We start from the raw sequence: 25929 nt of genomic DNA on the forward strand, positions 1-25929 counted from the left end.
CAATGAAGATCACTGACGTCGACGTATGGGTGGTCAACCTCCCCCTCGTCAACCCCTTCACCAGCTCGTTCGAGACCAAGACGGGCGAGACGCGCACCGTGGTGCGCATTCGCACCGACGAGGGCGTCGAGGGCTGGGGCGAGACGATGTGGGGCGCGCCGGTCGCCGCGATCGTCCGGTCGATGGCCCCGGACCTGATCGGGACCAGCCCTTTCGCGCTGGAAAGCTTTCACCGCAAGCAGCACATGGTGCCGTTCTTCTACGGCTACCTCGGCTACGCGGCGATCGCCGCCCTCGATGTCGCCTGCTGGGACGCGATGGGCAAGGCCACCGATCAGTCCGTCACCGACCTGCTGGGCGGTGCCGTCCGCGACGAGGTGCCGATCACCGCGCTCATCACCCGCGCCGACGCGCCGGGCGCGCGGGGCCCGGGCCTGCCCGAGGCGATGGCGGAGCACGCGGTACGCGTCGTGGCGGAGGGCGGCTTCGAGGCCGTCAAGCTCAAGGGCACGAAGGACTGCGCGGGCGATGTCGCCATCCTGCGTGCCGTGCGCGAGGCGCTGCCCGAGGTGAACCTGCGTGTCGACCCGAACGCGGCCTGGTCGGTGCCCGACTCGATACGCGCCGGCATAGCCCTGGAGGAACTCGACCTGGAGTATCTGGAGGACCCCTGCGTCGGCATCGAGGGCATGAGCCAGGTGAAGGCGAAGGTGCGCATCCCGCTGTGCACCAACATGTGTGTCGTGCGCTTCGAGGAGTTCGCTCCCGCCATGCGGCTGAACGCCGTCGACGTCATCCACGGTGACGTCTACAAGTGGGGCGGGATCGCGGCGACCAAGGCGCTCGCCGCGCACTGCGAGACCTTCGGCCTGGGCATGAACCTGCACAGTGGAGGCGAGCTCGGCATCGCCACGGCGGCGCACCTGGCCGTCGTCTCCAGCACCCCCGTGCTCTCGCGCGCCATCGACAGCATGTACTACCTGCACGCCGACGACATCATCGAGCCGCTGCACCTGGAGAAGGGCCGACTGAGGGTGCCGACGGGACCGGGGCTTGGCGTGAGCGTGGACGAGGAAAAGCTCCGGCACTACGCCGCGGCCAACGAGCGGGACGGGGACCTGACGGGATGAGCGAGCGGATGAGCAAGCGGGCCGTGCACACGCCCGGGGCCCCTCGCCCCGCGGGTGCCTACTCCCAGGGCGTGGTGGCGGGCGGGTTCCTGTACACGGCGGGCTTCGGCCCGCAGAACCCGGTGACGGGCGAGATTCCGGAAGGCGTCGCGGCACAGACCGCACAGGTACTGCGCAACATCGCCGCCGTGCTCGCCGAACAGGGGCTGACCCTGCGGGACGTGGTGAAGGTGACGACGCATCTGCAGCACCTGAAGCGGGACTTCGCCGCGTACGACGCCGCCTACCGCGAGTTCTTCAGCGAGCCCTGTCCGGTGCGCACCACCGTCGGCTCTGATCTGATGGACATCCTGGTGGAGATCGATGTGGTGGCTGTCCTACCGGGCACGGACGGGGCGTTCCGATGAATCGTCTATCCGTTCCGGATAATGGAACGGCGATGGGTTAGGCTGAGCGACATGCCGAAGCCGGTCAATACCCCCGCGAGCCACCGCGAGGAGCCGCGTGCCGCCGCAAAGGGCCCTGTGGACAAGGCACTCGAGGTGCTGGACGCACTGGTCCAGCCCGACGCCCCGCACCGCCTGGCCGACCTCGCCGCCCGCACGGGGCTGCCGAAGCCGACCGTCCACCGTCTGTTGCAGACCTTCGCCGACGCCGGATACGCGGTCCCGGGCCCCGGCGGCAACTACCAGGCCGGACCGCGTCTGCTCGGGCTCGCCGCCACGACGATGGCGTCCAGCCGCGAGCTGCGGCTGGCCCGCCCGGTCCTGGACGACCTGCGGCAGCGCACCGGCCACCTGGCCCACTTCTCGGTACGGGACGGCGCCGTGGCGGTGCATGTGACGCACTCGGAGCCGTCGTCCGCGTACCACATGGCGCCGGCCGCGGGCGGCGAAGTCCCGCTGTACTGCTCGGCGGTGGGATGGGCGATGCTGTCGGCCCTTCCGTCGCCCATGGCGGCGGAGCTGCTGGGCAGCGCGCCCCTCCCGGCCCGTACGCCGCGGACGGCGACGGACCCGGAGGCCGTGCTCGCGGCTCTGCCCGCCGTGCGCGAACAGGGCTATGCGGTCGACGACGAATACGCGGAGCAGGACGTCCGCGCCATCGCGGCCCCGGTGCTGGGGCCTGGCGGCCAGGTCGCCGGCGCGGTCGGCATCGTCGGGCTGACGTTCATGCTGGACGAGGGGAGCGTGGCGATGCTGGGGCCGATGGTGCGCGCCGCAGCCGGCACGGTGTCGGCGGCGCTGCGCGGCGGCGCGGGAACGCTGGGGATCGTGCGGGGGCTGGAGTGAGCAGGGCGGCGGGCGGTCGGACCACCTTGAGGGCGGACCGGACGGGAACAGCCGGACCGCGCCCGTCAGACGAACCGGCGCCGCTCGATGGACTCCTGGCAGCCGGCCGCCGGACCGGGATCTACTCCGCGGCCGCCTGGTCGGTCGGCACCGCGGCCGGGCGGACGGTCCACGGGCACCTGGGCACCCGCAGTTGGGGCGGGGCGGAGCTGAACGGCACCGAACTGTGGGACCTGGCCTCGGTGACGAAGCCGATCGTGGGCCTGGCCGCGCTGCGGCTGGCGGAGGCGGGAGCGCTGCGCCTCGACGACACGGTCGGCGCGTACCTGCCGGAGTACCGCGGCGTGCCCGGCAAGGCGGACATCACCCTCACCCAGCTCCTCGCCCACACCTCCGGACTGCCCGGCGGTACCCCCCTGTGGCGCGCGCACTCCGACCGGGACGGGCTGCTCGCCGCCCTCCGCGAGCTGCCGCTGCGCGGCGCGCCGGGCACGGTGGTGGAGTACTCCTCCGCGGGCTTCATCCTGCTCGGCCTGATCCTCGAACGGGCCACCGCCACCGGCCTGGACGAGCTGGTGGCGCAGCAGGTGTGCGCGCCCCTCGGCATGCGCGAGACGGTGTTCGTGCCCGGCCCGGCCGCCCGCGAGCGCGCGGTCTCCACCGAGCTGTGCACCTGGCGCGGCCGTCTGGTGACCGGCCAGGTGCACGACGAGAACGCGGTGGTGCTCGGCGGGGTCTGCGGCCACGCCGGCCTGTTCGCGTCGCTGGCCGACGTGGACCGGCTGGGCCGGGCGCTCGCGGCGGGCGGCGAGGGTCTGCTGAGCGCGGCCGGCTTCGCTCGTATGACCGCCTGCCATACGGAGGGCCTCCCGCTGCGCCGCTGCCTCGGCTGGCAGGGGCAGGACGCGGTGGGCTCGCCGGTCGGTATGGCGATGGGTCCGTCCTCGTACGGCCACACGGGCTTTACGGGGACGAGTCTGTGGGTGGAGCCGGGGGTGAACGGGGCGGGAGGCCGCTACTACGTCCTGCTCACCAACCGCGTCCACCCCAGCCGCGAGCCCCGCCGCTTCCCGGCGGTCCGCCGCGCCTTCCACCACCACGCGGCGGCCCTCGCCCGCGCAACGGACGCGCTCTGACGCAGGCTCGGGTTTGTTGGATTTTGATAGGTGACAAGGGCGCCATGTTCCCTTGTGGTTCGTTGTGTTGACACGTGTCGTGATGAGTGTGACGGTTGCGGAGCTTGATCCTGGCCTGGATGTGCACTGTTCGTTCTTCAACGGAAGTGAGACTCATGAGCTCAGGAATACGGCGCCGCAGCCTTCTGTCCGCGGCCGCTCTGGGAAGCACAGCCGCTTCACTCGGTCTCTCCGTCCCGGCGTCGGCACAGCCGGTCCTCGGCGCCGAACCGTCCGCGGCCGCACTGCCCGCCGAGGACGGGTACGACCTGTGGCTGCGCTACCGGCGGGTGGAGGATCCCGGTCAGCTCAAGGGGTACCGGGCCGCGTTGAGGACCCTGGTCTGGCAGGGAGGCGGCCCGCTCCAGCAGTCGGCGGTGGAGGAGTTGGCCCGCGGGCTCACCGGGCTGCTCGGTACCCGGGTGGCGCCACGCACCAGCGCCCCCTCCCACGCGTCACTCGTGGTCGGCACCCCGACGGGTTCCTCCCTGATCCGAGAACTCGTCCCCGCGGCCGACCTGGCCGAGCTCGGCGACGAGGGCTACGTCGTCCGCCGCGTCGCCCGGCGCGGCAAACACTTCACCGTGGTGGCGGCCCACGCCGACCGCGGTGTGCTCTACGGTGCGTTCCACCTGCTGCGGCTCGTACAGACCCGACAGCCGCTGGAGCACGTCGACCTCACGGAGCGCCCGGCCACCCCGCTGCGCATGGCCAACCACTGGGACAACGACGACGGTTCGATCGAGCGCGGCTATGCGGGCCGGTCCTTCTTCGACTGGGAGAAGCTGCCACAGCTCGACACCCGGTACACGGACTACGCACGGGTCCTGGCCTCGCTCGGCATCAACGGCGCCGTGATCAACAATGTCAACACGCCGGCGGACTACCTCGCCGAGCCGTTCCTGACCAAGCTGGCCGCCCTGGCCGGGGTACTGCGCCGCTACGGCGTGGCGCTGTACGTCACGGCGAACTTCGCCGCCCCCATCGACCTGGGCGGACTGGACACCGCCGACCCCTTCGACCCGGGGGTGCGCGGCTGGTGGACGAAGAAGGCCGAGGAGATCTACGGCAAGATCGAGGACTTCGGTGGCTTCCTGGTGAAGGCCAACTCCGAGGGCCGCCCCGGGCCGTTGGACTACGGACGCACCCACGCCGACGGGGCCAATCTGCTGGCGGGCGCGCTGAGGCCGTACGGCGGGATCGTGATGTGGCGGGCGTTCGTGCACGACAGTGACGAGAGGTGGGACCGGCAGGCCTACCTCGACTTCACACCGCTGGACGGGAAGTTCGCGGACAACGCCGTTGTGCAGATCAAGAACGGGCCGATCGACTTCCAGGTCCGCGAGCCCGCCCACCCGCTCTTCGGCTCGCTGCCGCATACCAACTCGATGATCGAACTCCAGGTGACACAGGAGTACACGGGGCACGCCACCCATCTGTGCTATCTGGTTCCGCAGTGGAAGGAAGTCCTGGACTTCGACACGCTCAAGGCCGGCGAGGGCAGCACCGTGGCCCGTGTCGTGACCGGCCGGGTGCACTCCTACACGCACTTCGGATTCGCCGGGGTGATGAACTTCGGCGATGCCAGGAACTGGACCGGCTCACATCTGGCCGCCGCCAACACCCACGGCTACGGACGGCTGGCCTGGAACCCGGACCTGTCCGCGCAGGACCTGGCCGCCGAGTGGATCCGGATGACCTTCGGCAACGACCCGCAGGTCATCGAGACGGTCTCCGCCCTGCTTCTGGACTCCTGGCGCACCTACGAGGACTACACCTCGCCGCTGGGCACGGGATACCTCACCCATCCGCCGGACGCCTCGGTGGCCGGGCACTTCGACCCCAGCCCGACGACGACCACTCAGTTCCACAAGTCGGACCGCGCGGGCATCGGCTACGACCGCACCGCCGCCACCGGCAACGGCTACACCGAGCTGTACGCGCCGACGACACGGGACGTCTACGAGTCGCTGGAAAATTGCCCCGAGGAGCTGCTCCTCTTCCTCCACCATGTCCCGTACACCCACCGGCTGGAGCGCGGCACGACCGTGATCCAGCACATCTACGACACGCACTTCTCCGGCGCGGCCCGGGTGGCGGACATGCGCACGGACTGGGAGGGGCTGCGCCGCCGTGTCGACCACCGGCGGTTCGCCGATGTGCACCGCCAGTTCGGGGAGCAGATCACCGAGGCCGCCCGGTGGCGGGACACCCTGGTCGCCTACTGGTTCGACCTGAGCCGGATCCGCGACGAGCGCCGCGCCTGGCTCCAGGCGATCGTCGCCCCGGCCGACACCGTGCTGCTGGGCGGAGAGCGCAACGGGCTTCCAGTGCAGGTCCTCAACGCGACGGGCTCCGGGCTGCGCACGGTGACCACACTGGATGTACCCGAGGGCTGGCGGTCCGAGGATGCGGCCGCTTACGTGGCCTCGCGGGAGGGCGAGACGGTGAAGATGCCCGTCGTGCCGCCGCCGACGCCCGCGCTCGCCACCCTGCACGCGCGCCCGAGGTCGGGCGCGGTGCCGGTCCTCGACGCCTCGCTGCGCAGCCTGGCCAAGGCCGTCGTCGTCCCACCCGCCGCGCGATGCGTACACGCGCTGGACGCCGGGCCCGACTCGGCGCCGCTTCTGAAGGACTACACCCGGCTCTCACCGTCGAGCGGCTGGCACGAGGGCGCCGGCTTCGGCTGGGTCGGCAACACGCCCGACGCCACGGACACCGGACTGTTCGATGTCGTCCGCCGGGACTACGTACGCGACAGCGCCCCGACCGTGCTGCGGCTGAGGCTGCCCGCCGGACCCTGCACCGCGCATCTGCTCACCGGCGACCCCAACACCCTCAACAGGTCGCTCATCGTCCGGGTGGACGGGATCGAGAAGGCCCGGAGCGAGCAGCTCGACGGCCGGGAGTTCACCTGGCTCCGGATCCCGCTGGACGGCGGATCCTCCGGACGCGAGGTGGACCTGGAGCTGTCCGCGAAGGAGGACGAGACCTGGCATCTCAGCGCCTGCGTGGTCGTGGCGGACGACCAGCGGCGGGCCTAGCCTCGCTGCTCACCAGGGCCCGTCGGCTTGCTGACGGGCCCTTGAGCGAGTGTGGGTGGCCCCTCGGGCCGACCGGCGGCCAGGCCGTCCTGGCCCGAGGTGGTGGCCACCTTCTTCGCGATGGCCCGCAGGAGGTCATGGCGGATCATGCCGCTGCCCGCCCGCACGAAGCCCCAGTACAGGGCGGAAGCGCGGCGGGTGGCTGGGGCGGTGTTCAGCACCCGGGTCTCCGTGGACAGCCACATGCCGTCGCCCTGGGGTGAGCCGGACGTTCATCACCACCTTGGACCAGCCCGCCTCGTCGAAGTGTGCGAACGCCTCCGGATCGCCGCGTTCGACGTCCGGGCGGGGGCGCAGCGCGTGTAGCGGGCGGTGTCGCCGAGCACCCCCTCATGGGGCGGGTCGGCGGCCATCTCCCGGGGTGCCAACGACTCCAGGACCCGCAGGTCCATGCCCTGGTGGGCGCCGGTGTCGACACCGCTCACCCAGGTCTTGGGGCCGCCGCGCACCCGCATCAGGCCGAAGTCGATGGCGAGGTCGCCGACCCGCCAATCCATGAGTTCCTGCCAGACCCGCTCCGGCGGGCGACGATCCGGCGGCTGTGGTGTTCACGGTTGTCGAAGGTTCCACGTACGACAGTGCCGAGAGCGAGATGCTGCGCAGCCCGTGCCTGTGGAAGAAGAGCCCTTCGAGCACGGTGATGGCGATGAGCAGTCGGGGCGGGCGCATCTGGCCCATCATGCACCCGCCGAAGCTCTCCAGATGGGGCTCGACGCCCCGGTCCCGCAGCTCCGCGAACCGCTCGCAGGAGCATGCCAGCTCGCGGTGGCCTCCCGCAGCGGGACCCGGCTGCAGGGCAGGCAGTACGGGACGGGCCCGCCCTCGAGGCCACAACGCTCCCGGCCCCGCTCGCGGTTGACCGGCTCCCGCGCATCACGGTTGGCGGGCGCCTTACTCGTGCGGACGACGTTGATCGGCGAGGCCGCCGGACCACGGATACATCGCGCGCGGCTGCTTCGAAACGGCGTAGACGGTGCGTTGGGGGCGCGGGTGCGCCATGCAATGACCCGTTCGGACTCCGCGCGCCCTGCCGGTGGCCACGAGCCACGGCAATGATGAGCGGACCGCACGTGATCCACGACTCCGCACACCTGCCCTGTGGCGGGTGGACATGCGGTGGAAGGAATGTACGTTGTTGCTTCTCATCTCCCCGGACAGCGTCGATGAGGCCCTCGACTGCGCGAAGGCGGCGGAGCACCTCGACATCGTCGATGTCAAGAAGCCCGACGAGGGCTCGCTCGGTGCGAACTTCCCGTGGATCATCAGGGAGATCCGCGACGCGGTCCCGGCCGACAAGCCGGTGTCCGCCACCGTGGGAGACGTGCCGTACAAGCCCGGCACGGTGGCCCAGGCGGCGCTCGGTGCCGCCGTCTCCGGAGCCACATACATCAAGGTCGGCCTCTATGGATGCACGACGCCCGACCAGGCCATCGATGTCATGCGCGGGGTCGTCCGGGCGGTGAAGGACTACCGGCCGGACGCTTTCGTCGTCGCCTCGGGCTACGCCGACGCCCACCGGATCGGCTGTGTCAACCCGCTCGCGCTGCCCGACATCGCCCGCCGCTCCGGTTCCGACGCGGCCATGCTCGACACCGCGATCAAGGACGGGACACGGCTGTTCGACCACGTTCCGCCGGACGTCTGCGCGGAGTTCGTCCGACTGGCCCATGAGGCCGATCTGCTCGCCGCCCTCGCGGGGAGCGTCAAGGCAGCAGACCTCGGCGAACTGACCCGCATCGGCGCCGACATCGTGGGGGTGCGCGGAGCGGTCTGCGAGGGAGGCGACCGCAACACCGGAAGGATTCAGCCGGAGCTGGTGGCCGCCTTCCGGGCGGAGATGGACCGGCACGCCCGGGAGTACGCGGCCACCGTCGCCACCGCGAGCTGACCGCGGGCATGCCGACACATCAGCCCCGTCGTACCCCGGGGCCCATCGGCGAGCGCTTCGCCGTCCTCGATCCGGCGACGGGCGTGGCCTTCGACGAGGCTCCCGACCAGCGGCCGGAGGAGTTGGACGCCATCGTCGGCCGGGCCCACGATGCCTGGCGCGACTGGCGGGCCGACCCCGTCGCCCGCACCACCGCGCTGTTCGCGGCGGCCGACGCCGTGGAGGCGGCCGGGGCCGACCTCGCTCCCCTGCTCACCCGTGAACAGGGCAAACCCCTGGCCGAGTCGTACGCGGAGATCGCCCGCGCGGCGGCCCGCCTGCGCTACTTCGCCGAACTGGACCCGGTGCCCGAGCCGATCACAGACGGTCGGGCGGTACGCACCGAGATCCGCTGGCGACCGCTCGGACCCATCGCCGCGATCGTCCCGTGGAACTTTCCCCTCCAGCTCGCGTCGGCGAAGTTCGCGCCCGCGCTCGCCGCGGGCAACACGATGGTGCTCAAGCCCTCCCCGTTCACACCCCTCGCCACACGGCTGCTGGGAGCCGTCCTCTCCACCGCCCTCCCCCAGGACGTACTGACGATCGTCACCGGTCGCGAGCCCCTCGGTGCCCGCCTCGCGTCCCATCCAGGGATCCGCCATGTGACCTTCACCGGTTCGATCGCCACCGGACGGGCCGTCGCCAACGGCGCGGCGGCCTCGCTCGCCCGGGTCACCCTGGAGCTGGGCGGCAACGACGCCGCCATCCTGCTGGAGGACGTGGAGGTGGAGCGGATCGCGGACCGGTTGTTCTGGGCGGCGTTCCGCAACTGCGGGCAGGTCTGCATGGCGGTCAAGCGCGTCTACGCCCCGGCCCGGCTCTACTCCCAGGTGGTCGAGGCCCTCGCGGAGCGCGCGAAGACCGTCGTGGTCGGACCAGGACTCGACCCGGGCTCCCAGCTGGGGCCGGTCGGCAACGCCCCCCAGCTGGCCCGGGTCGAGCGCTGTACGGCCCAGGCCCTGGCGGACGGTGCCAGGGCCGCGGCCGGTGGTCACCGGCTGGAGGGACCGGGTTACTTCTTCGCGCCGACGATCCTGGCCGACGTCCCGTCCGGCAGCCCGGTGGTGACCGAGGAGCAGTTCGGCCCGGTCCTGCCGGTGCTGCCGTACCGGCGCCTGGACGAAGCCGTCGAGGCGGCCAACGACACCGGCTTCGGACTGGGCGGCTCGGTATGGGGGGCCGACCTCGACCGGGCCGAGGCGGTGGCCGGCCGGCTGGAGTGCGGGACGGCGTGGATCAACCACCACGCCGAACTGTCCCTCGCCCAGCCCTTCGCCGGCGTCAAGGACAGCGGTGTCGGCGTCGCGGGCGGGCCGTGGGGGCTCTACGGAAACCTCAGGCCGTTCGTCGTGCACCGTCCGGAGGAGGCGTGACGAAAAGGTTCGGTGCGGCTGTACTGCGCTCGTACGAGAGCCGCTTCGCCGTCGAGGAGGTGACCCTGGACGCCGGGCCGGCCGACGGCGAGATCCTGGTCCAGATCGCGGGCTGCGGGATGTGCCGCACCGATCTCGCGGTCCGGCGTTCGGCGGGCCGCTCACCGCTGCCGGCGGTGCTCGGCCATGAAGGGGCCGGGGTCGTGGTGGAGACGGGCGGCCCGGACACCGGCCTCGGCGTCGGCGACCATGTCGTGCTGAGCTTCGACTCCTGCGGACACTGCCGGAGCTGTCTGGGCGCGGCCCCCGCCTACTGTGACTCCTTCGCCTCGCTCAACCTCTTCGGAGGGCGTAAGGAGAACGCGGCACGGTTCACCGACGCGGCCGGAGTCGCCTTGGCTCCCCAGTGGTTCGGCCAGTCCTCGTTCGCCGAGTACGCGATGGTCCCGGCTCGCAATGCCGTCCGGGTCGATTCCTCGCTGCCCATCGAACTGCTCGGACCGCTCGGCTGCGGCTTCCTCACCGGCGCCGGAGCGGTCTTCACCTCCTTCGGTGCCGGCCCCGGCGACACCATCGCGGTCTTCGGCGCGGGAGCGGTGGGCCTGGCCGCGGTGATGGCGGCCACCGCCGCCGGGGCGGTGACCGTGGCCGTCGACCGGCACCCCGAACGGCTGGCCCTCGCCGGACGGCTCGGCGCGCTCCCGCTGCACGCCGCATCGGCCGGCCTGACCGAGCGCATTCGGCAACTGACCGACGGTGGCGCGCAGTACGCGCTGGACACCACGGGCTCCGCCCAGCTGATCAACGACGCGCTCCGGGCCCTGCGCCCGACCGGCCACCTCGGCCTGGTGGCACGGCTCCACGCCGCACTGCCACTCGAACCGGGCACGCTGGACCGGGGCCGGAGGATCTCCCACATCTGCGAAGGGGACGCGGTGCCGGGACTGCTGATTCCGCGGCTGACCGGGCTGTGGCAGGCCGGGCGGTTCCCCTTCGACCAGCTGATCCGTACCTATCCGCTCGCCGACATCAACGAGGCCGAACGCGACTGCGACGCGGGCCGCGTGGTCAAACCCGTCCTGATTCCGGCTGGGACGGGCCGATGAGCGTGGCGTTTAATGCCACTGCCCACCCGATCGACCGCCACATCATTCGTACTTCGTATTCCCCGCTGTTCGTAGTCTCTGCTCGCACCAAGGGAGGACACATGGTCGGCACAGCGCATCGAAGCGCCGGTGTGGAAGGCGTGGAAGGGGGTGTGGGCCTGACCGCTCTCATGGTCGCCGCGGCACGGGCGATCGAGACCCACCGCCACGACAGCCTGGCACGGGACGTCTTCGCGGAGCACTTCGTGCTCGCCGCACCGGCGTCCGCGGGCTGGCCGGTCCGCATGCAACAGGTTCCGGCCGGAGACGCGGATCCGCTGTGGGGGCGATTCGCGCGCTACTTCGGTCTGCGGACGAGGGTCCTCGACGACTTTCTCCTCCGGTCGGTACAGGCGGGGGGCGCCCGCCAAGTGGTCCTGCTCGGGGCGGGGTTGGATACGCGGGCGTTCCGGCTCGATTGGCCTTCCGGCTGTGTCATCTTCGAGATCGACAGGGAAGGCGTGCTGGCCTTCAAGCACCAGGTGCTCGACGGGCTGTCGGCCACCCCGAAGGCGGCGCGCGTGCCGATCCCGATCGATCTGCGCGCCGACTGGGTCGGAGCGCTGACCGACGCCGGCTTCGACCGGGCCGCACCGAGCGTCTGGCTGGCCGAGGGGTTGCTGTTCTACCTGCCAGGCGCCTCCGAGAGGTACCTCATCGACACGGTGGACCTGCTGAGCACGGGGGGCAGCGCCCTGGCGTTCGAGGTCAAGCTCGAGAGGGACTTGCTGGCATACCGCGACAGCCCGCTCTACACCTCCACAAAAAACCAGATCGGCATCGACCTGCTCAACCTGTTCGATGGCGAACCGCGGCCCGATTCCGCGGGTGATCTGGCGGGCAAGGGCTGGTCCACCTCGGTCCACACCCCCTTCGACTTCACCCGCCGGCACGGGCGCGGCCCGCTGCCCGAGCAGAACGACGCGCTGGAGGGCAACCGGTGGGTGTTCGCGAACAAGCCCCGGCCGTAACACCGCCGTCAGACGGCCGACGGCCCCGCCACGCCCGCGGTCACGCGACCAGGCGCAGCCAGGCCGCCGCGAGTGCGGCGTGACCGGCCGGCGTCGGGTGCACGCCGTCCGCGGCCCAGTACTCCGGCCCGGTCGTCGCGGCGAGCTCGGCGAACATGCTGTCGGCGTCGAGCAGCTGCGCGCCGTATTCGAGGGCGAGCTTGCGCACGACCTGGATCTTCGGGTCCAGGTCGGTGCGCCATTCCTTGCGCTCTTCCTCCCCGATGCGCACGACACCGCCACCGGCCTCCACGATGCCGTGGATCGGCAGGAGGAACGGCTCGATGAGGATCAGCTTCGTGCCCGCCTCGGCGAGGGGCACGAGCAGGCGGTCATAACCCGCTTCGAACTCCTCCACGGGGATCACGTACCCCTTCGGGTCCAGCGTGTGCCAGCCCATGTCGTTGACCCCGACGAGGATCGACACCACGTCCGGGCGCGCGTCGAGTACGTCTGTCTGCCAGCGGGCTTCGAGGTCCATCACCTTGTTGCCCCCGATCCCGGTGTTCAGCCAGGTCACGGGCCGGTCCGGGTGCCGCAGTCCCCACTCGCCCGCGACGCGCAGCGGGTAGCCGAACCCGAGACCGTCTTCGCTCTCCAGCCGTTGGCAGTCGGTGATCGAATCGCCGGTGAACATCACGGTGCTTCCCGGTCGGACAGTGATCGTCATGTGCGCTCCTTGAACTCGGGTGAGGAGAGGAAACCGGATGAGAACGCTGATATCGCGGCGATATGAGCATCCGGCAGGACCTCTCGAAAGGTGTCGGACCTCACCGACATCGGACCGACAGCCCCCGATATGCCGCCGACACCAAGGCTCCGCCGCCCCCGCGGAGGGCAGCCTCGCGCACTTCGGCGACCACCGCCCGGCCAGCACGGCCCTCGGCGTCACCGAACCGACCCTCCCCGGCCAGGTCATCGAGATCAGCTTCATCGCCGACACGGAGCGCCCGCCTGAGCTTGTCGCCATTCCGGCATCAAGGAGATCGCGGCGCGCAGGACGCGGCGTGCGGCCGCCGGGCGGAGCCGGGCGGTGGCATCCGGTCCGCGCCACGGCGCCGCCGAAGGGCCGTCAGGCGTTGACGACCTTCCGGAGTTTGCGTATGAGCTTGACGACGGCCCAGACGATGAGACCTCCCAGGAGGAGCAGGAACAGGATCGCCTGCCACAGGGGCATCTTCTTCTTTCCGGTGGACGAGTGGCCGCCGTTGCTGCGGGAGGAGTAACCGCTGCCGTTCGACTTCTTGTTGCCGCCGACCTTGCTGACCCCGCCGCCGCTGGTGCCACCGCCTCGCTTCGACGACAGCGCGACGTACGAGACGGAGTCACGCGTCGGCGCCGCGTGGGCCGCGGCGGGTGTCGCCCCGAGCAGGGCGCCGATCAGGAGGAGTGTGGTGGCCAAACGCATGAGAGATCCCCGTGATGGTGGGTCGGAAAGTTATGCGCGCCAGGGCGCAGCGTTGCACCCTAGGGCATGGATCTGTGCTGTCGAAACTCGTGCACCTTCCGACTGGGCAGCGACGGCCCGGTGGCTCCCGAACCGCTGTCGCATCGAGTCAGCCGAGGCTGACGAGCGTCTTTCCAGTCGTTCGGCCGGCGATCATCTCCGTCAGCGCGTGCGGAGCCGACTCCAAGCCCGCGAACACGGCCAGTCATCTGGCGTCGCATGGGCACAGGTCTGCACGGCTCCGCCGTGGAGACGGCATCACGAACGGGCCCTCAGCCCGTCCAGCGTGAGGTCGAGCAGGCGTTCAGCCCGTTCCCGGTGTTCGGGCATGGCCGAGGTGACGGCGATGCCTTCGAGGGCGGCGCCCATGTCGGTCGGGCTGATGTCGGTGCGGATCGCCCCGGCGGCTATGCACGCGTCCATCAGGGCCGTGACGGCAGCCTGGATCATGTCCCGGCTGTGGCCGTAGGGGCTGCTTCCCGCGGCGGCGATGGCACGCAAGGCGTCGGCCATGCCGAATTTCGCGGTGACGTAGTCCAGGAAGAGGCGCGTCCAAGCGCGCAGGGCTTCGTAGGGCGGCTTCTCCTCGAGCAGATCGGGGACGGCGTCGCACAGCTGAGCCACCTCGTTGCGGTAGACCGCCTCGATCAGAGCCTCACGGGTGGGGAAGTTTCGGTACAGCGTCGCGCTGCCCACGCCCGCCTCCTTGGCGATGCGCTCCAGATGCGTGTCCAGCCCCTCCTCGGCGAACACGCGCACCGCGGCCGCGAGAATCCTGTCTCTGTTACGCCGCGCGTCAGCTCGCAACGGGCGTTGTGCACTGCCGGCCATCAGCGGTCGCCATTCCCTCTCCGGTCCCCTTCACTTGCTAAACGGAGGGGCGCCCACTTAGCCTCTCGTCACGTAAGTGGGGACGCCCCCAATTCCACTGTAGGCCATGGCCCTGGTCCGGCCTGTGCACATCCCCCTTGGAAGGACGTTGATCATGTCAGGTGTCGAAGGCAAGGTCGTAGCGATCACCGGTGCCAGCAGCGGCATCGGAGCGGCGACGGCGGCCTACCTCGCCGAGAGGGGCGCCCGGCTCGTGCTCGGGGCCCGACGGGAAGACCGGTTGCACGCGGTCGTGGACCAGATCACGGCGCAGGGCGGCTCGGCCGTCGGGACGGTCATCGACGTGACGCGCCGCGAAGACCTCCAGCGCCTGACGGACACGGCGGTCGACCGGTTCGGCCAGCTCGATGTCCTGGTCTCCAACGCCGGCACGATGGCGGTGTCACCATTCGACGAGCTGCGCCAGGACGACTGGGACGCGATGGTCGCGACGCACATCACCGGCCTGCTGAACGGTATCGGAGCGGCGCTTCCCCTCTTCAGGCGGCAGCGCTCCGGCCAGTTCGTCAACATCGCCTCCACCGCGGCCTACGTCGTGAAATCCCCGCAGGCCGTCTACGCGGCCACCAAGACGGCGGTGAAGGTGCTGACCGAGGGACTGCGCCAGGAGTCGGGACCCGACCTGCGGGTCACCCTGGTCTCGCCCGGGTTTACCAACACCGAGGGTGTGGGCAAGGGGGCGAGTCCCGAGGCAGCGGCGGCGGCAGCCCGACAGCGCGACGAGATGGCCATCCCACCCTCCGCCATCGCGTCCGCCATCGGTTACGCCATCGAGCAGCCCGCCGGCATCGACATCAGCGAAATCGTCGTCCGGCCCACCGCGCAAGCCTGACAGCCAACGTTTCCGGCCGGGCGGGCCGACGGGAAGTCACGCTGGAGTGTGCCGTGGGCACCGGACGCATCGCCTCGCCGTTGCGGGCGGTTGGCGTACGCGCAGCCTCACGCAGCGAGCGTCTGTGCCGCCGCCACCGCGGGCAGGGTCGCCACCGGGACGCGTACCGGCGCGACCGGGTCATAGGCGGGCCAGACGCGGTACGTGGTCTTGCCCGGGTCCACAAGGGGATCACCGAGGGTGATCCGCCCCTGGGAGTACAGCCTGTCGCATACGGGGGTGGGCAGAGCGACGTAGCAGCCTCCCCTGTCGGCGATGTGGTCGTACGGCTGCCAGTAGCCGTACCGGCGCCGTCCACGTGCATGCACGGTGAGAAACACCGGAGTACGCGAGTCGGACATGACGCGGAGAACGCCGGCGTCGGCAGCAGCCTCGAACGGGGCATCGGAACGGGAGCGGGACTGGTAGAGGGCGGGGGACACCATGGCTGCCTTCCGAGGGCCGGGACTCACGATCAGCTACCCCAATTAAAGCAGCTATTCGATCTTGATTACAGAACTTCCGCTGGAACAACCGGACTTGAGATGAGAGGGGGAGTGAGAGGGGGCCGAGAGGGAACGTGAGCACCCCCGCGGTGCTCGCTCCCGCCCTGCCCCCGGGCCGCCGCCGCCTCACTGCCCGAACGGTGTCAGCTGCCTGTGGACCGGACGGTGCCCATGACCTTCTCGATCTCGGCGGCTGTCAGCGCGTTCGGAACCCCTTGGTCCGCGTAGATCACCCAGCCGTGCATGGTGCCGTCGGGGAGCTTCTGCGCGATGCTGCGCACGATCGCCTTCGACGGGACGCATGAGCTCGGCCGGTTGGTGACGGTGACCTGGGCGGTCGCGGTGTAGCCGTCGATACCCCCCTGCTTCCACGGCTTGGCCTCGCTGACCTTGATCTTGGGCTTGTGGTCCGGACCCCCGTACGCGGCGAAGCCCCAGTTGCCCGCCCAGTTACGAGCGTTCTCCTGGAGGGTGCCGTCCTTGCCGCCCCCTGTGGTGCCGACGGTGGCGAGCTGGCCCTTGCCCGCCTCACCGATGGCCTTGGGATTGGGACTCGAGGCGCAGCCGCCCTCACGGTAGCTGGCGGCCGAGGTCATGACGACGATCGGCTGGCCGTTCTTGTCCGTGTAGGAGAGGGCCGTGTTCTCATCGAAGACCCTCCACTTCTTGGCCTTGGCCGGCACGTCATAGCGGAAGTGGTGCTTCTGCGCGGTCTGCGTCTGCCATCCCGCGACCGACGGCTGATCGCCCGCAGGGCTCGACGGGGCAGCGGACTGGGACGACCCCGCCGAGGGCGCCTTCGACTCCGCGGCGCTGGTGTCCTTGTCCGTGGCCTCGCCGGTGTCGTCGTTGCACCCGCTCAAAGCGACGGCCATGCCGATGCCGATGGCCGCGATCAGGGTCTTCTTCGGTCGCCGCGACGGTATACGGGTGGCCTGCTGGTGCTGAGCGATGGGCTCGATGATCTTTGAGTAAGACATGATCGGCACTCTAAGCCAGTCGCGTTGCCGCCCGTTCCCCACGTGGGCGACCCACTGCGAGATGGAACCGGCTCGTGACACATCAGATGAAGCTGATACGCGCGGCTCGGCTCGCGAAGGACCGCTCAGGCCATCGCTCGGCAGGCGCACTCGCTCGAACACCGGTCAGCGGGGGCTGGTCGGGCGATCGGGCAACACGGCCGGGGCGCTGGTCGCGGTCGCCCGGGGGACGCAACTGATGTGGGTGGCGCACCATATCGGTCTCGTCCGCAGGCCACCGGCGGCCCAGGTGGTCACAGCAGCCGGTCCGGCGAGCGGCGGGATACCGGCCGGCACCCGGATGGCGCTGCCGATGGCGGCCGCGTTGACCGCGGCGTTCGCCGCGGGCCGGATGCTGTGGCCGGACCACTGGGCCTGGGTGGTCCTCACGGCGTTCCTCCTCTGCAGCGGTGCGCAAGGCCACGCGGATGTGCTGGTGAAGGGTATGTGGCGAACGATCGGCCCTGCGGCGCTGTGTCAACCTGTTGGTGATCTCACCGCCGCCATCACCTCCGCGCCGGACGCGCTCGCCGACGACCCGAGCCTGGGCCGGCGGCGCGGGGAGGTGGCGGCCCACGCACTCGCCCTACGCCGCGCCATCGGCCGCCGCCCGGCACCGCAGGGCGCCCCCGGAGCCACTCCACCGGCGAGAGCCAGCCCCTCGGGGCCGGAAGCGGCCGTGGCCGTGCGGACTCTCGCCGCGATCGACACCCAACTCGACGTCCCACAAGGGCGTTCGGCATGCCGCCGATCACACCCGCGTCGAATCCGGGCGCGCCCACCCTCGGTTCGAGAAGCGCATCAGCTGACCAGACGCAGTATTGATATCTCAAGTGGCACATGGAGGTTGGATGAATGTGGACAGCTCCATTTACCGGGACGCGACCGAGCTGGCCGAGCTGATCAGGACACGACAGGTGTCGGCGGTCGAGGTGGTGCGGGCGCATCTGGACCGGATCGACGAGGTCGACCCACGGCTCCACGCGATGGTGACAGTGCTCGGCGAGCAGGCGCTCGCCGCGGCGCACGCCGCTGATGAGTCGGTCGCTGCCGGTGGCCCGCTCGGGCCCTTCCACGGTGTGCCGTTCACGGTCAAGGACGCGTTGGACGTCGAGGGCGTCGTGACCACGCGTGGCTCCGTGCTGTTCCGCGACCACGTCGCGGCGGCGGACGCGACCGCGGTGGCGCGGCTTCGGGCAGCCGGTGCCATTCCGCTGGCCAAGACGAACCTGCCCGAGTTCTCCTACTGGACCGAAACCGACAACCTGCTCGTCGGCCGGTGCCGCAACCCCTGGGATGTCCAACGAACACCAGGCGGTTCCAGTGGCGGCGAGTCGGCCGCGATCGCCGCCGGGATGTCACCACTCGGGCTGGGCAGCGATGTCGCCATCTCGGTGCGTGGCCCGGCGCATGACACGGGGATCGTGGCCCTGAAGGCCACCCGGGGAAGAGTTCCGATCACCGGACACTGGCCGGACGTTCCCCGTCGTTACTGGCACGTCGGCCCGATGGCGCGCAGCGTGCGGGACATCGCGACGGCGCTGGGTGTTCTGTCCGGGCCCGACGGCGTGGATGGTGAGGTGCGGCACTCACCGCCCCACGCCGACCCCCCGGAGGAGGTCGCAGGGCTGCGCGTCGGCTGGATGGCCGAGCCCGGATTCGGTCCGGTGGACCGTGATGTGGCGGCCACGGTCTCGGCCGCGGCCGATGCGCTGCGCGAAGCCGGCTGCACGGTCGAACCCGCTCCCCTGGAAGCCCTGGAGGCGGTGGACGGGACCGAACTGAGCGCCGTCCTGTTCGCCGCGGAGACGGGGCCGTTCTTCCGGCGAGCGGCCGCCGGCCGCGAGTCCGAACTGCACACCGTCATGCAACGCACGATCGCCGCTCCGGAGGTGGCGTTGGACGACTACATCGCCGCGCAACAGCGAGTTGAGGCACTCAGTTCGCTGTTCGCCGGATACTTCGAGCGCTGGGACGCGCTGCTGTGCCCCGTGTGCCCCGTACCGGCGCCGCCTCATGCGCAGCGGACGTTCCGTATCGGGGACCGGACCGTACCGGCGAGCGGCATCATGCGCGCCACCGTGCCGTTCAACCTCACCGGTCTGCCCGCGCTGTCGTTGCCGTTCGGCGCCACCGGCGATCAACTGCCGATCGGTGTCCAGCTCGTCTCCCGCTGGTTCGACGAAACGACCGTCCTGCGGCTGGGCGCGGCACTCGAGTCGGTCAGTCCCGTCCGCCACCGCTCCCCCGACCTCGCCAGCCGCTGATCCCTCGCCTGCGCGCGGGCCTCGGCCCCGCCAGGCCGCGCGTCACATCGGCACGATCGTCGCCGCCGGCCATCCCGGCCTGATGGACAGCGTCTTCGTGGCGGGCAGGGCGGTCAAGCGGAACCAGCCGACCCGATGAGGGCAAGCGGGTCGGCCCGAGCCATGCGCCCGGCCGACCCGTTGCCGACTGGTCACCAGCCGCTGATGCGCTGCCAGACGGCTTGGACGGCGGGTGCGTCCGTCGCCGTCCGGCCGCTGTCGATGACGTGGTAGCCGCGGTGTTGTGCGGCTGTGGCGCAGGCGTGGTTGGGCAGGACGCGCAGACGGGTGCCGACGGGCAGGTCGGGCAGGGCGGCGCCGTCGCGGGCGGTGATGGTGCCGTGTTCCTGGCTCGCGGCGCTCATGACCAGGCCGGGGATCAGCTGCCCCGCCAGGTCGGTGACCAGGCCGTACCCCTGGTCCTGCGGCTGGGCCGCCGTGCCGCGGTCGCGGGACATCGCCATCCAGCCGCCGTCGGTGACGATCCAGCCGTACTCGGGACGATGTCCGATGACGGTGACGACGACCGACAGCGCGAGGTCGTCGACCTGGCACACCCCGAGACCGGCCATCACCAGATCGAAGAAGACGTAGTTGCCGGCGCGCAGTTCGGTGACACCGGTGAGGTCCTCGGCGGCGTGTGCGGTGGGCGTCGAGCCGACGCTGACGGTGGCCACGGGCAGCCCGGCGGCGCGCAGGTTCTCGGCGGCGGCGACAGCGGTGTCGCGTTCGTTCTTCGCCGCCAGCCGCTGCTCCTCCGCGGAGTAGGCGAAGTAGGACTCGCCCGCGTGGGTCAGCACACCGTCCAGGCATCCGGCGTCGTGCAGGGTGCGAGCGATGTCGACGAGGGCGGGGGCGTCGGTCTTGAGGCCGCCGCGGTGGCCGGCGCAGTCGATCTCGATCTGCGTGGGAATGCTGATGCCCTCCCGACGGGAGGCCTCCGCGACGAAGGCGGCCTGCTCGGTGCTGTCCAGCAGGACGCGGAGGGTGACACCGCGGCGCAACAGGGCGATCACGCGGGGAAGTTTATGGGGAGCGATGCCGACGGCGTAGGTGACGTCGGTGTAGCCGCCGTCGGCGAACGCCTCGGCTTCGGCGAGCGTGGAGACGGTGAAGGGGTGGGGCGCGCCGCCGTGCATGAGGGCGGCGACGTCAAGGCTCTTGGCCGTCTTGACATGCGGCCGCAAGGCGACGCCGAGGTGGTCGGCCTTGGCCGCGAGGCGGTCGATGTTGCGCAGCGCCTTGTGTATGTCGACGACCGCGAAGGGGGTGTCGGGGTCGGCGAGTGTCCTGGAGGTGGAGGGGGTGGTGGTCATGGGGTGAGGTCCGTTTTCTCGAGAGTTGTTCCAGGTCTCCCGGATCGCTTGCACGCCGTCGCCGTGGGCATGGCCCGCGTCCCGCGGTCACATCATCAACTAAAATTCCACTTCTAGACAATAGCGCTAGATCGCGCGTCCGGGCGCGCTTCCTCCGTCCGCGCAGCGCGAGAACGAGGCCGGACGAAACGGCCGTCTTGCCCGGTGCATGCCAATAGTGCGAAACTCCGGAAACCGATGCCTGCCCGCGAGCCGTTCGGCGAACCGGGCACGACCCACGCTCAGCCGGCTGATCTCGACAGCAAGCGACAGCAAGGGAGTGGCGTGTTAGGCACACTGAGGTTCAGGCACGTGTCCATGGCGGCGACGGTGGCCGTCCTCGCGCTCCTTCTCCCCGCATGCGGCGGCGACGGCCAACCGGGCGGAAGCGGCCCCGCCGCCTCCGCGTCGCTCGACCCCGAGGCGGATCTGAGCAAGCAGCGGCTCACCGTCTCGAACTGGGACGGCTATATGCCGAAGGACCTGCCCGCCCGGTTCAAGTCGGCCGTCGGCACGCCCATGACCGTCGCCAAGCACAGCACCAACGAGGAGATCGTCGCCAAACTGACCGCCTCCGCCGACAGCGGCATCGACGTGGCGTTCGTATCGGGCCAGTACGCGCAGGCGCTCGCGGCGCAGGGGCTGCTCGAACCCATCCACCACGATCTGGTCCCGCATCTCAAGAACCTGGACCCGCTCGCCGCCCGGCTCGCCCATGACAAGGGCAACGTCATTTCCGTCCCGTACACCTGGGGCACCACCGGGCTCTGCTACCGCAAGGACCTCATCGGCTATACCCCCGACAGCTGGAACGACCTGCTGAAGCCACGCGCCGCGGTCAAGGGCAAGGCCACCATGCTGAAGACCGAACGCTGGCTCTTCCTCCCCGCGCAGAAGGCGCTCGGCTACTCGGTGAACACCACCGACAAGCAACAGCTCGCCCGGGTCAAGGACTTGCTCCTCACCGCGAAGGACGGGCTCCTCGCCTACGACGACACCACCTTCGGCGACCGGCTCACGTCCGGGGAGGCCGTGCTGGCGGAGGCCTGGGACGGCTGGTGCCCGACCGACGACAAGAGGATCGGCTTCGTCGTCCCCAAGGAGGGCAGCGACCTCTGGACCGACACGATGGTCATCCTCAAGTCGTCGAAGAACAAAGAGGCGGCGCACGCCTTCATCGACTACGTCCTCGACGCGAAGGTGCACTCCTGGGTCGCCTCGAACATCTTCTACAAGGTCCCCAACACCGCCGCCATGGCCGAACTCGATCCGGCCCTGCTGAAGAGCTACCCCGCACTCGCCATGCCCCCCAGGCAACTGCTCAAGGGCGAGTCGGTCGTCGACCTCGGGGACGCCGCGACGGCGTACACCCGGATCGTCACGGAAGTCACCGCGGGCTGATGGCCCGACGGGGGAAGGCGGCCGGAGCACCACCCGTGCGAGCCCGTCTCGTCCTGCTCGGCCCTGGCCTGTCCTACCTGGCCGTCCTGCTCCTGCTGCCGCTGGCCCTGCTGATCGGCTATACGGTCTTCCGGCGGGGCCGCTTCGGCGGGATCGCGTACGAGGACGGACGGACCGGCGAGAACTTCGTGCGGATCACCGACCCCCTCTACGCCGGCGTCCTCACCGACTCGCTGCGCATCGCCGCCGTCACCACGCTGCTCGCGCTCCTCCTCGGCTACCCGACCGCGTACGCGATCAGCCGGCTGCCCGGCAGATGGCGCACGGTCGCCCTGGTCCTGGTCGTGCTGCCGTTCTGGACCAACTTCCTGATCCGTACCTACGCCTGGATCGTGCTGCTGTCCAGCCGAGGTGTGGTCAACTCGGCCCTCACCGGCCTCGGGGCGATCGACCGGCCGCTGAAACTCCTCTACACGGAACCCGCCGTCGTCCTCGGACTCCTCTACGCCTATCTCCCGCTGATGGTGCTGCCGCTGTACTCGGCGATCGAGCGGGTCGACCCCCGGCTGCTCGAAGCCTCGGCCGATCTGGGCGCCCGCCCGGCTCGCACGTTCTGGAGCGTGACCCTCCCGCACACCCTGCCCGGCGTGCTGACCGGCTGCGTCTTCGTCTTCGTGCCCAGCCTCGGCAACTTCGTGGTCCCCGAACTGCTGGGCGGCGGGCACACGGTCATGGTCGGCAACCTGATCAGAGACCAGTTCCTCACGGCACGGGACTGGCCGTTCGGCTCGGTGCTCGCCCTCGCCCTCATGGCGTTCCTGGTCCTGCTGCTCATGGCGCAGGCCTGGGCGGGGCGCCGGCTGGGCGGCCGCTGATGCGCCGGGCGACACTCCTCCCGCTGTGGTTGACGTACGCGTTCCTCTACACGCCCGTCGTGGTGCTCGTGGTGATGTCCTTCAACCGCTCGGACAGCCCCTACGAGTGGTCCGGGTTCAGCACCGCCTGGTACGGCACGCTGGCCGGCGACGACGAGGTCCTGCGGGGCCTGGCCAACACGCTGATCGTGGCCGCGGGCGCGACCGCCCTGTCCACCGTCCTCGGCACCCTGCTCGCCGTGGGGCTCGCCCGCCATGCGAGCCGGTCGCGGCTGCTGCCCGCCCTGTCGGTGCTGCCCGCCGTCCTGCCGGACATCGTGCTCGCGATCGGCCTGCTCGCCTTCTACTCGCTCGTCTCGGCCACCCTCGGCCTCCAGTCGGTGCTGCTCGCCCACACCGTCTTCGGCCTCGCCTTCGTCACGGCCGTCGTGCGCACCCGGATCGCCCACGTCGACCCCTCCCTGGAGGAGGCCTCACGCGACCTCGGCGCGGGCGAGGTCGCCACGTTCCTCCGCATCACCCTGCCGACCCTCGCCCCCGGCATCGTGGCGGGCGCGCTGCTGACGTTCACGCTCTCGCTCGACGAGTTCGTCATCGCCTTCTTCACCGCGGGACCGAAGGATCCCACCCTGCCGATCGTCATCTACTCGATGATCAGGTTCGGCGTGACCCCGGAGATCAACGCGCTCGCCACCCTGCTGCTCGCGGTCAGCTTCACCGTGGTGATCGCCGCCCAGCGGGTCAGCCGGCTGACGGAGGCGCTGTGATCCGTATCCATGCCGTGACCCGGCGGTTCGGCGAGGTCACCGCCCTGGACGGGGTGAGCCTGGAGATCGAGGAGGGCGAGTTCTTCGCCCTCCTCGGCCCGAGCGGCTGCGGGAAGACGACCCTGCTGCGCGTCCTCGCCGGCTTCGAGGCCCCGGACAGCGGCACGGTCACCCTGGACGGCCGGGACCTGCTGGGCGTGCCCGCGCACCGGCGGCCGGTCAATCTCATGTTCCAGTCGTACGCGCTGTTCCCGCATATGAACGTGGAGAAGAACATCGCGTACGGGCTGGCGCGGGAAGGGCTCGCCCGCGCGGAGATCGGCGAACGGGTCGCGGCCGTACTCGCCACCGTCGGGCTGACCGCGCAGGCCCGCAGACGGCCGCACCAGCTGTCCGGCGGGCAGCGGCAGCGGGTCGCCCTCGCCCGTGCCATCGTCAAACGCCCCCGTGTGCTGCTGCTCGACGAGCCGCTGTCGGCGCTCGACAAACAGGTCCGCGCCGAGATGCAGCTGGAGCTCAAGCGCCTCCAGCACCAGGTGGGCATCACCTTCCTCGTCGTCACCCACGACCAGGAGGAGGCCATGTCGCTCGCCGACCGGATCGCCGTCCTGGACCGGGGGCGCGTCCAGCAGGTCGACACCCCCGTCGAGCTCTACCGGCACCCTCGGGGCCGGTTCGTCGCTGGCTTCGTCGGCGCCAACAACGTCTTCTCCGGACGGCTGCTGCCCTTTGGCGGACTCGACGTACCCGGCGTCGGTGTTCTGCCCGCCCCGGCCGGTGACACGGCGGGGGTGGTCGGCGTACGCCCGGAGAGCATCCGGCTCGCCGCCGGGAAGGCGGACGCCTCCTTGCACGGCACGGTGTTGGACATCAGTTACTTCGGCGGCTCCTCAAGGATCGCGGTCACGGTCCCCGGTCTGGACCGGCCGGTCCTGCTGACCGTCGCGGGCCCGGCCACGGTGACCTCCGGGGCCCGCGTCGCGCTGTCGTGGGACCCGGAGAGCGCGGTACTGATCGAGACGACGGGAGACACCCCTTGAGCGGACCCCTGACCATCCTCTTCGCGCCGGAGAGCGCGTACGGCCCGACCAACAACTGCGTCGGCATAGGCGACGTACTGCGCCGGCGGGGCCACCGCGTGGTGTTCGCGGCGGAGGCGTCCTGGACGGGCAGGCTCGCCCCGCTCGGCTTCGAGGAGGACCTGGTCGACCTGGCCCCGCCGCCCGAAAAGCCCCAGGAGGCGGGCCAGTTCTGGAAGGACTTCGTACGGGACACCGCCCCCGAGTTCCAAAAGCCCACGATCGAACAGCTGGGCACGTGGGTCAGGCCGGTCTGGGAGGAACTGATCACCGGCGCCCGGTACTGCGAACCCCAGCTCAAGAGAATCGTCGACCGGGTCCGGCCGGACGTGATCGTCGAGGACAACGTCGTCTGTTTCCCCGCGCTGACCACGGCGGAGGTGCCCTTCGTGCGGATCGTCTCCTGCAACCCGCTGGAAGTGAAGGGCGAACACGTTCCCCCGCCCTTCTCCGGGTACCCGGCCGGTGACCGCGCGGGCTGGGCCGAGTTCCGCGCCGAGTACGACCGCACGCACCGCGAGCTCTGGGCCGAGTTCAACGCCTGGGTCGTGGACCAGGGCGCGAGGCCGCTGCCCGACCTGGAGTTCATCCACGACGGCGAGCTGAACCTGTACGTGTACCCGGAGATCGCCGACTACACCGAAGCCCGCCCACTGGGCGCTGCCTGGCATCGGCTGGACTCCTCGGTCCGCGAGACCGACGAGGAGTTCACCCTGCCGCCGGAGTGGGCCGAACGGCCTGAGGGCAGCGCACTGATCTACTTCAGCCTGGGCTCCCTCGGCTCCGCCGACGTCGGCCTCATGCGCCGGATCATCGCCTCCCTGGCCCGCACCCCGCACCGCTACATCGTCTCCAAGGGGCCGCTGCACGACGAGATCGAGCTGCCTCCCACCATGTGGGGCGCCGAGTTCCTCCCGCAGACGCGGATTCTCCCGCTCGTCGACCTCGTCATCACCCACGGTGGCAACAACACGACCACCGAGAGCCTCCACTTCGGCAAGCCCATGATCGTGCTCCCACTGTTCTGGGACCAGTACGACAACGCACAGCGGATCGCCGAACTCGGCTACGGCGTCCGCCTCGACCCGTACCGCTTCACCGACTCTCAACTGCACGGCACCCTCGCGGAGTTGCTCGGCGACACCCGCCTGCGGCACAGGCTGACGGAAGCCTCCAGGACCATCCGGGCCCGCGACGGGCTGCGCACCGCCGCCGACCTCATCGAGCGGCGCGGCCACGAAAGGCAGGGAACTTGA

Annotated in this window: 25 protein-coding genes and 1 pseudogene; 17 read left to right on the top strand and 9 right to left on the bottom strand. The window is 70.5% G+C overall.

What is annotated here, in order from left to right; all coding sequences use genetic code 11:
- Positions 1 to 2: 2 nt before the first annotated feature.
- The 5 genes from ACFYOY_RS38595 (at position 3) to ACFYOY_RS38615 (ending at position 6641) form a co-directional block, all read left to right on the top strand.
- Positions 3 to 1130 carry an enolase C-terminal domain-like protein gene (locus ACFYOY_RS38595; protein ID WP_351902130.1) on the top strand — a complete coding sequence of 376 codons (1128 nt, stop codon included), beginning with the start codon at positions 3 to 5 and terminating at the stop codon, positions 1128 to 1130.
- A complete protein-coding gene (locus tag ACFYOY_RS38600) occupies positions 1127 to 1537 on the top strand; it encodes a Rid family hydrolase (RefSeq protein ID WP_351902128.1) in 411 nt (136 codons plus the stop codon). Before ACFYOY_RS38595 ends, ACFYOY_RS38600 begins: the two co-directional genes overlap by 4 nt.
- A gap of 51 nt (positions 1538 to 1588) precedes the next feature.
- On the top strand, positions 1589 to 2422 hold the full coding sequence (locus ACFYOY_RS38605) for an IclR family transcriptional regulator (RefSeq protein WP_351902126.1): 834 nt from the start codon (positions 1589 to 1591) through the stop codon (positions 2420 to 2422).
- Complete coding sequence (locus tag ACFYOY_RS38610) at positions 2419 to 3558, top strand: serine hydrolase domain-containing protein (RefSeq protein ID WP_388592285.1); 1140 nt, start codon at positions 2419 to 2421, stop codon at positions 3556 to 3558. The genes ACFYOY_RS38605 and ACFYOY_RS38610 overlap by 4 nt, the downstream gene beginning before the upstream one ends.
- A 155-nt stretch (positions 3559 to 3713) precedes the next feature.
- Entirely contained in the window at positions 3714 to 6641 is a 2928-nt protein-coding gene (locus tag ACFYOY_RS38615) for an alpha-glucuronidase family glycosyl hydrolase (RefSeq protein WP_388592287.1), read from the top strand.
- On the opposite strand, the gene ACFYOY_RS38620 is transcribed toward ACFYOY_RS38615, so the two are convergent.
- Positions 6638 to 6886: a hypothetical protein gene (locus tag ACFYOY_RS38620; RefSeq protein WP_388592288.1), complete on the bottom strand. Its 249-nt coding sequence runs from the start codon at positions 6884 to 6886 to the stop codon at positions 6638 to 6640. The two genes, ACFYOY_RS38615 and ACFYOY_RS38620, sit on opposite strands and share 4 nt — an antisense overlap.
- A 30-nt stretch (positions 6887 to 6916) precedes the next feature.
- Positions 6917 to 7198, bottom strand: a complete 282-nt coding sequence (locus ACFYOY_RS38625; RefSeq protein WP_388592310.1) for a hypothetical protein — start codon at positions 7196 to 7198, stop codon at positions 6917 to 6919.
- Positions 7199 to 7812: 614 nt separating this feature from the next.
- Here ACFYOY_RS38625 and ACFYOY_RS38630 point away from each other — a divergent pair.
- From ACFYOY_RS38630 to ACFYOY_RS38645, 4 genes are all read left to right on the top strand, one after another.
- Positions 7813 to 8589: a (5-formylfuran-3-yl)methyl phosphate synthase gene (locus ACFYOY_RS38630; protein WP_351902122.1), complete on the top strand. Its 777-nt coding sequence runs from the start codon at positions 7813 to 7815 to the stop codon at positions 8587 to 8589.
- 8 nt (positions 8590 to 8597) lie between these two features.
- Positions 8598 to 10001, top strand: coding sequence for an aldehyde dehydrogenase family protein (locus tag ACFYOY_RS38635; RefSeq protein WP_388592290.1), 1404 nt, complete (start codon positions 8598 to 8600; stop codon positions 9999 to 10001).
- Positions 9998 to 11107, top strand: coding sequence for an NAD(P)-dependent alcohol dehydrogenase (locus tag ACFYOY_RS38640; protein ID WP_351902118.1), 1110 nt, complete (start codon positions 9998 to 10000; stop codon positions 11105 to 11107). The genes ACFYOY_RS38635 and ACFYOY_RS38640 overlap by 4 nt, the downstream gene beginning before the upstream one ends.
- A gap of 101 nt (positions 11108 to 11208) precedes the next feature.
- The gene (locus ACFYOY_RS38645) at positions 11209 to 12117 is read left to right on the top strand and encodes a class I SAM-dependent methyltransferase (RefSeq protein ID WP_351902288.1); all 909 of its coding nucleotides are present in this window, start codon (positions 11209 to 11211) and stop codon (positions 12115 to 12117) included.
- Positions 12118 to 12157: 40 nt separating this feature from the next.
- Here the strand turns inward: ACFYOY_RS38645 and ACFYOY_RS38650 are convergent, their stop codons facing one another.
- A complete protein-coding gene (locus ACFYOY_RS38650) occupies positions 12158 to 12826 on the bottom strand; it encodes an SGNH/GDSL hydrolase family protein (protein WP_351902116.1) in 669 nt (222 codons plus the stop codon).
- 142 nt (positions 12827 to 12968) lie between these two features.
- Between ACFYOY_RS38650 and ACFYOY_RS38655 the strand changes: the two are divergent.
- A pseudogene (locus ACFYOY_RS38655) lies at positions 12969 to 13109 on the top strand (RidA family protein); the annotation flags it as partial.
- Positions 13110 to 13228: 119 nt separating this feature from the next.
- On the opposite strand, the gene ACFYOY_RS38660 reads toward ACFYOY_RS38655, so the two are convergent.
- Entirely contained in the window at positions 13229 to 13564 is a 336-nt protein-coding gene (locus tag ACFYOY_RS38660; RefSeq protein ID WP_351902297.1) for a hypothetical protein, read from the bottom strand.
- Positions 13565 to 13861: 297 nt separating this feature from the next.
- Positions 13862 to 14434, bottom strand: a complete 573-nt coding sequence (locus ACFYOY_RS38665; RefSeq protein ID WP_351902114.1) for a helix-turn-helix domain-containing protein — start codon at positions 14432 to 14434, stop codon at positions 13862 to 13864.
- A gap of 154 nt (positions 14435 to 14588) precedes the next feature.
- Here ACFYOY_RS38665 and ACFYOY_RS38670 point away from each other — a divergent pair, with 154 nt between their 5' ends.
- The gene (locus ACFYOY_RS38670; RefSeq protein ID WP_351902113.1) at positions 14589 to 15326 is read left to right on the top strand and encodes an SDR family oxidoreductase; all 738 of its coding nucleotides are present in this window, start codon (positions 14589 to 14591) and stop codon (positions 15324 to 15326) included.
- Between the two features lie 107 nt (positions 15327 to 15433).
- On the opposite strand, the gene ACFYOY_RS38675 is transcribed toward ACFYOY_RS38670, so the two are convergent.
- The 3 genes from ACFYOY_RS38675 to ACFYOY_RS38685 all read right to left on the bottom strand — a co-directional run bounded on the left by ACFYOY_RS38675 (position 15434) and on the right by ACFYOY_RS38685 (position 17280).
- Positions 15434 to 15727 (bottom strand): hypothetical protein, encoded by a 294-nt coding sequence (locus tag ACFYOY_RS38675; protein ID WP_351902111.1) that lies wholly within the window; start codon positions 15725 to 15727, stop codon positions 15434 to 15436.
- A gap of 287 nt (positions 15728 to 16014) precedes the next feature.
- Entirely contained in the window at positions 16015 to 16851 is an 837-nt protein-coding gene (locus ACFYOY_RS38680) for a hypothetical protein (protein WP_351902109.1), read from the bottom strand.
- 165 nt (positions 16852 to 17016) lie between these two features.
- Positions 17017 to 17280 (bottom strand): hypothetical protein, encoded by a 264-nt coding sequence (locus ACFYOY_RS38685; protein WP_388592293.1) that lies wholly within the window; start codon positions 17278 to 17280, stop codon positions 17017 to 17019.
- 461 nt (positions 17281 to 17741) lie between these two features.
- Here ACFYOY_RS38685 and ACFYOY_RS38690 point away from each other — a divergent pair, with 461 nt between their 5' ends.
- Complete coding sequence (locus ACFYOY_RS38690) at positions 17742 to 19157, top strand: amidase (RefSeq protein ID WP_388592295.1); 1416 nt, start codon at positions 17742 to 17744, stop codon at positions 19155 to 19157.
- A gap of 191 nt (positions 19158 to 19348) precedes the next feature.
- Here ACFYOY_RS38690 and ACFYOY_RS38695 read toward each other — a convergent pair whose 3' ends face one another.
- The gene (locus ACFYOY_RS38695) at positions 19349 to 20512 is read right to left on the bottom strand and encodes a DSD1 family PLP-dependent enzyme (RefSeq protein ID WP_388592297.1); all 1164 of its coding nucleotides are present in this window, start codon (positions 20510 to 20512) and stop codon (positions 19349 to 19351) included.
- Between the two features lie 357 nt (positions 20513 to 20869).
- Here ACFYOY_RS38695 and ACFYOY_RS38700 point away from each other — a divergent pair, with 357 nt between their 5' ends.
- From ACFYOY_RS38700 to ACFYOY_RS38720, 5 genes are read left to right on the top strand one after another with little or no spacing between them, the layout of a single operon-like run.
- On the top strand, positions 20870 to 21952 hold the full coding sequence (locus ACFYOY_RS38700) for a spermidine/putrescine ABC transporter substrate-binding protein (RefSeq protein WP_388592306.1): 1083 nt from the start codon (positions 20870 to 20872) through the stop codon (positions 21950 to 21952).
- A gap of 35 nt (positions 21953 to 21987) precedes the next feature.
- Entirely contained in the window at positions 21988 to 22827 is an 840-nt protein-coding gene (locus ACFYOY_RS38705; protein ID WP_351902099.1) for an ABC transporter permease, read from the top strand.
- A complete protein-coding gene (locus tag ACFYOY_RS38710) occupies positions 22827 to 23594 on the top strand; it encodes an ABC transporter permease (protein WP_351902097.1) in 768 nt (255 codons plus the stop codon). The genes ACFYOY_RS38705 and ACFYOY_RS38710 overlap by 1 nt, the downstream gene beginning before the upstream one ends.
- Complete coding sequence (locus ACFYOY_RS38715; RefSeq protein ID WP_351902095.1) at positions 23591 to 24634, top strand: ABC transporter ATP-binding protein; 1044 nt, start codon at positions 23591 to 23593, stop codon at positions 24632 to 24634. Before ACFYOY_RS38710 ends, ACFYOY_RS38715 begins: the two co-directional genes overlap by 4 nt.
- Positions 24631 to 25929, top strand: a complete 1299-nt coding sequence (locus ACFYOY_RS38720; RefSeq protein ID WP_388592300.1) for a glycosyltransferase — start codon at positions 24631 to 24633, stop codon at positions 25927 to 25929. The genes ACFYOY_RS38715 and ACFYOY_RS38720 overlap by 4 nt, the downstream gene beginning before the upstream one ends.

This window comes from Streptomyces sp. NPDC007875, from assembly GCF_042868035.1.
Lineage (GTDB): Bacteria > Actinomycetota > Actinomycetes > Streptomycetales > Streptomycetaceae > Streptomyces > Streptomyces antimycoticus.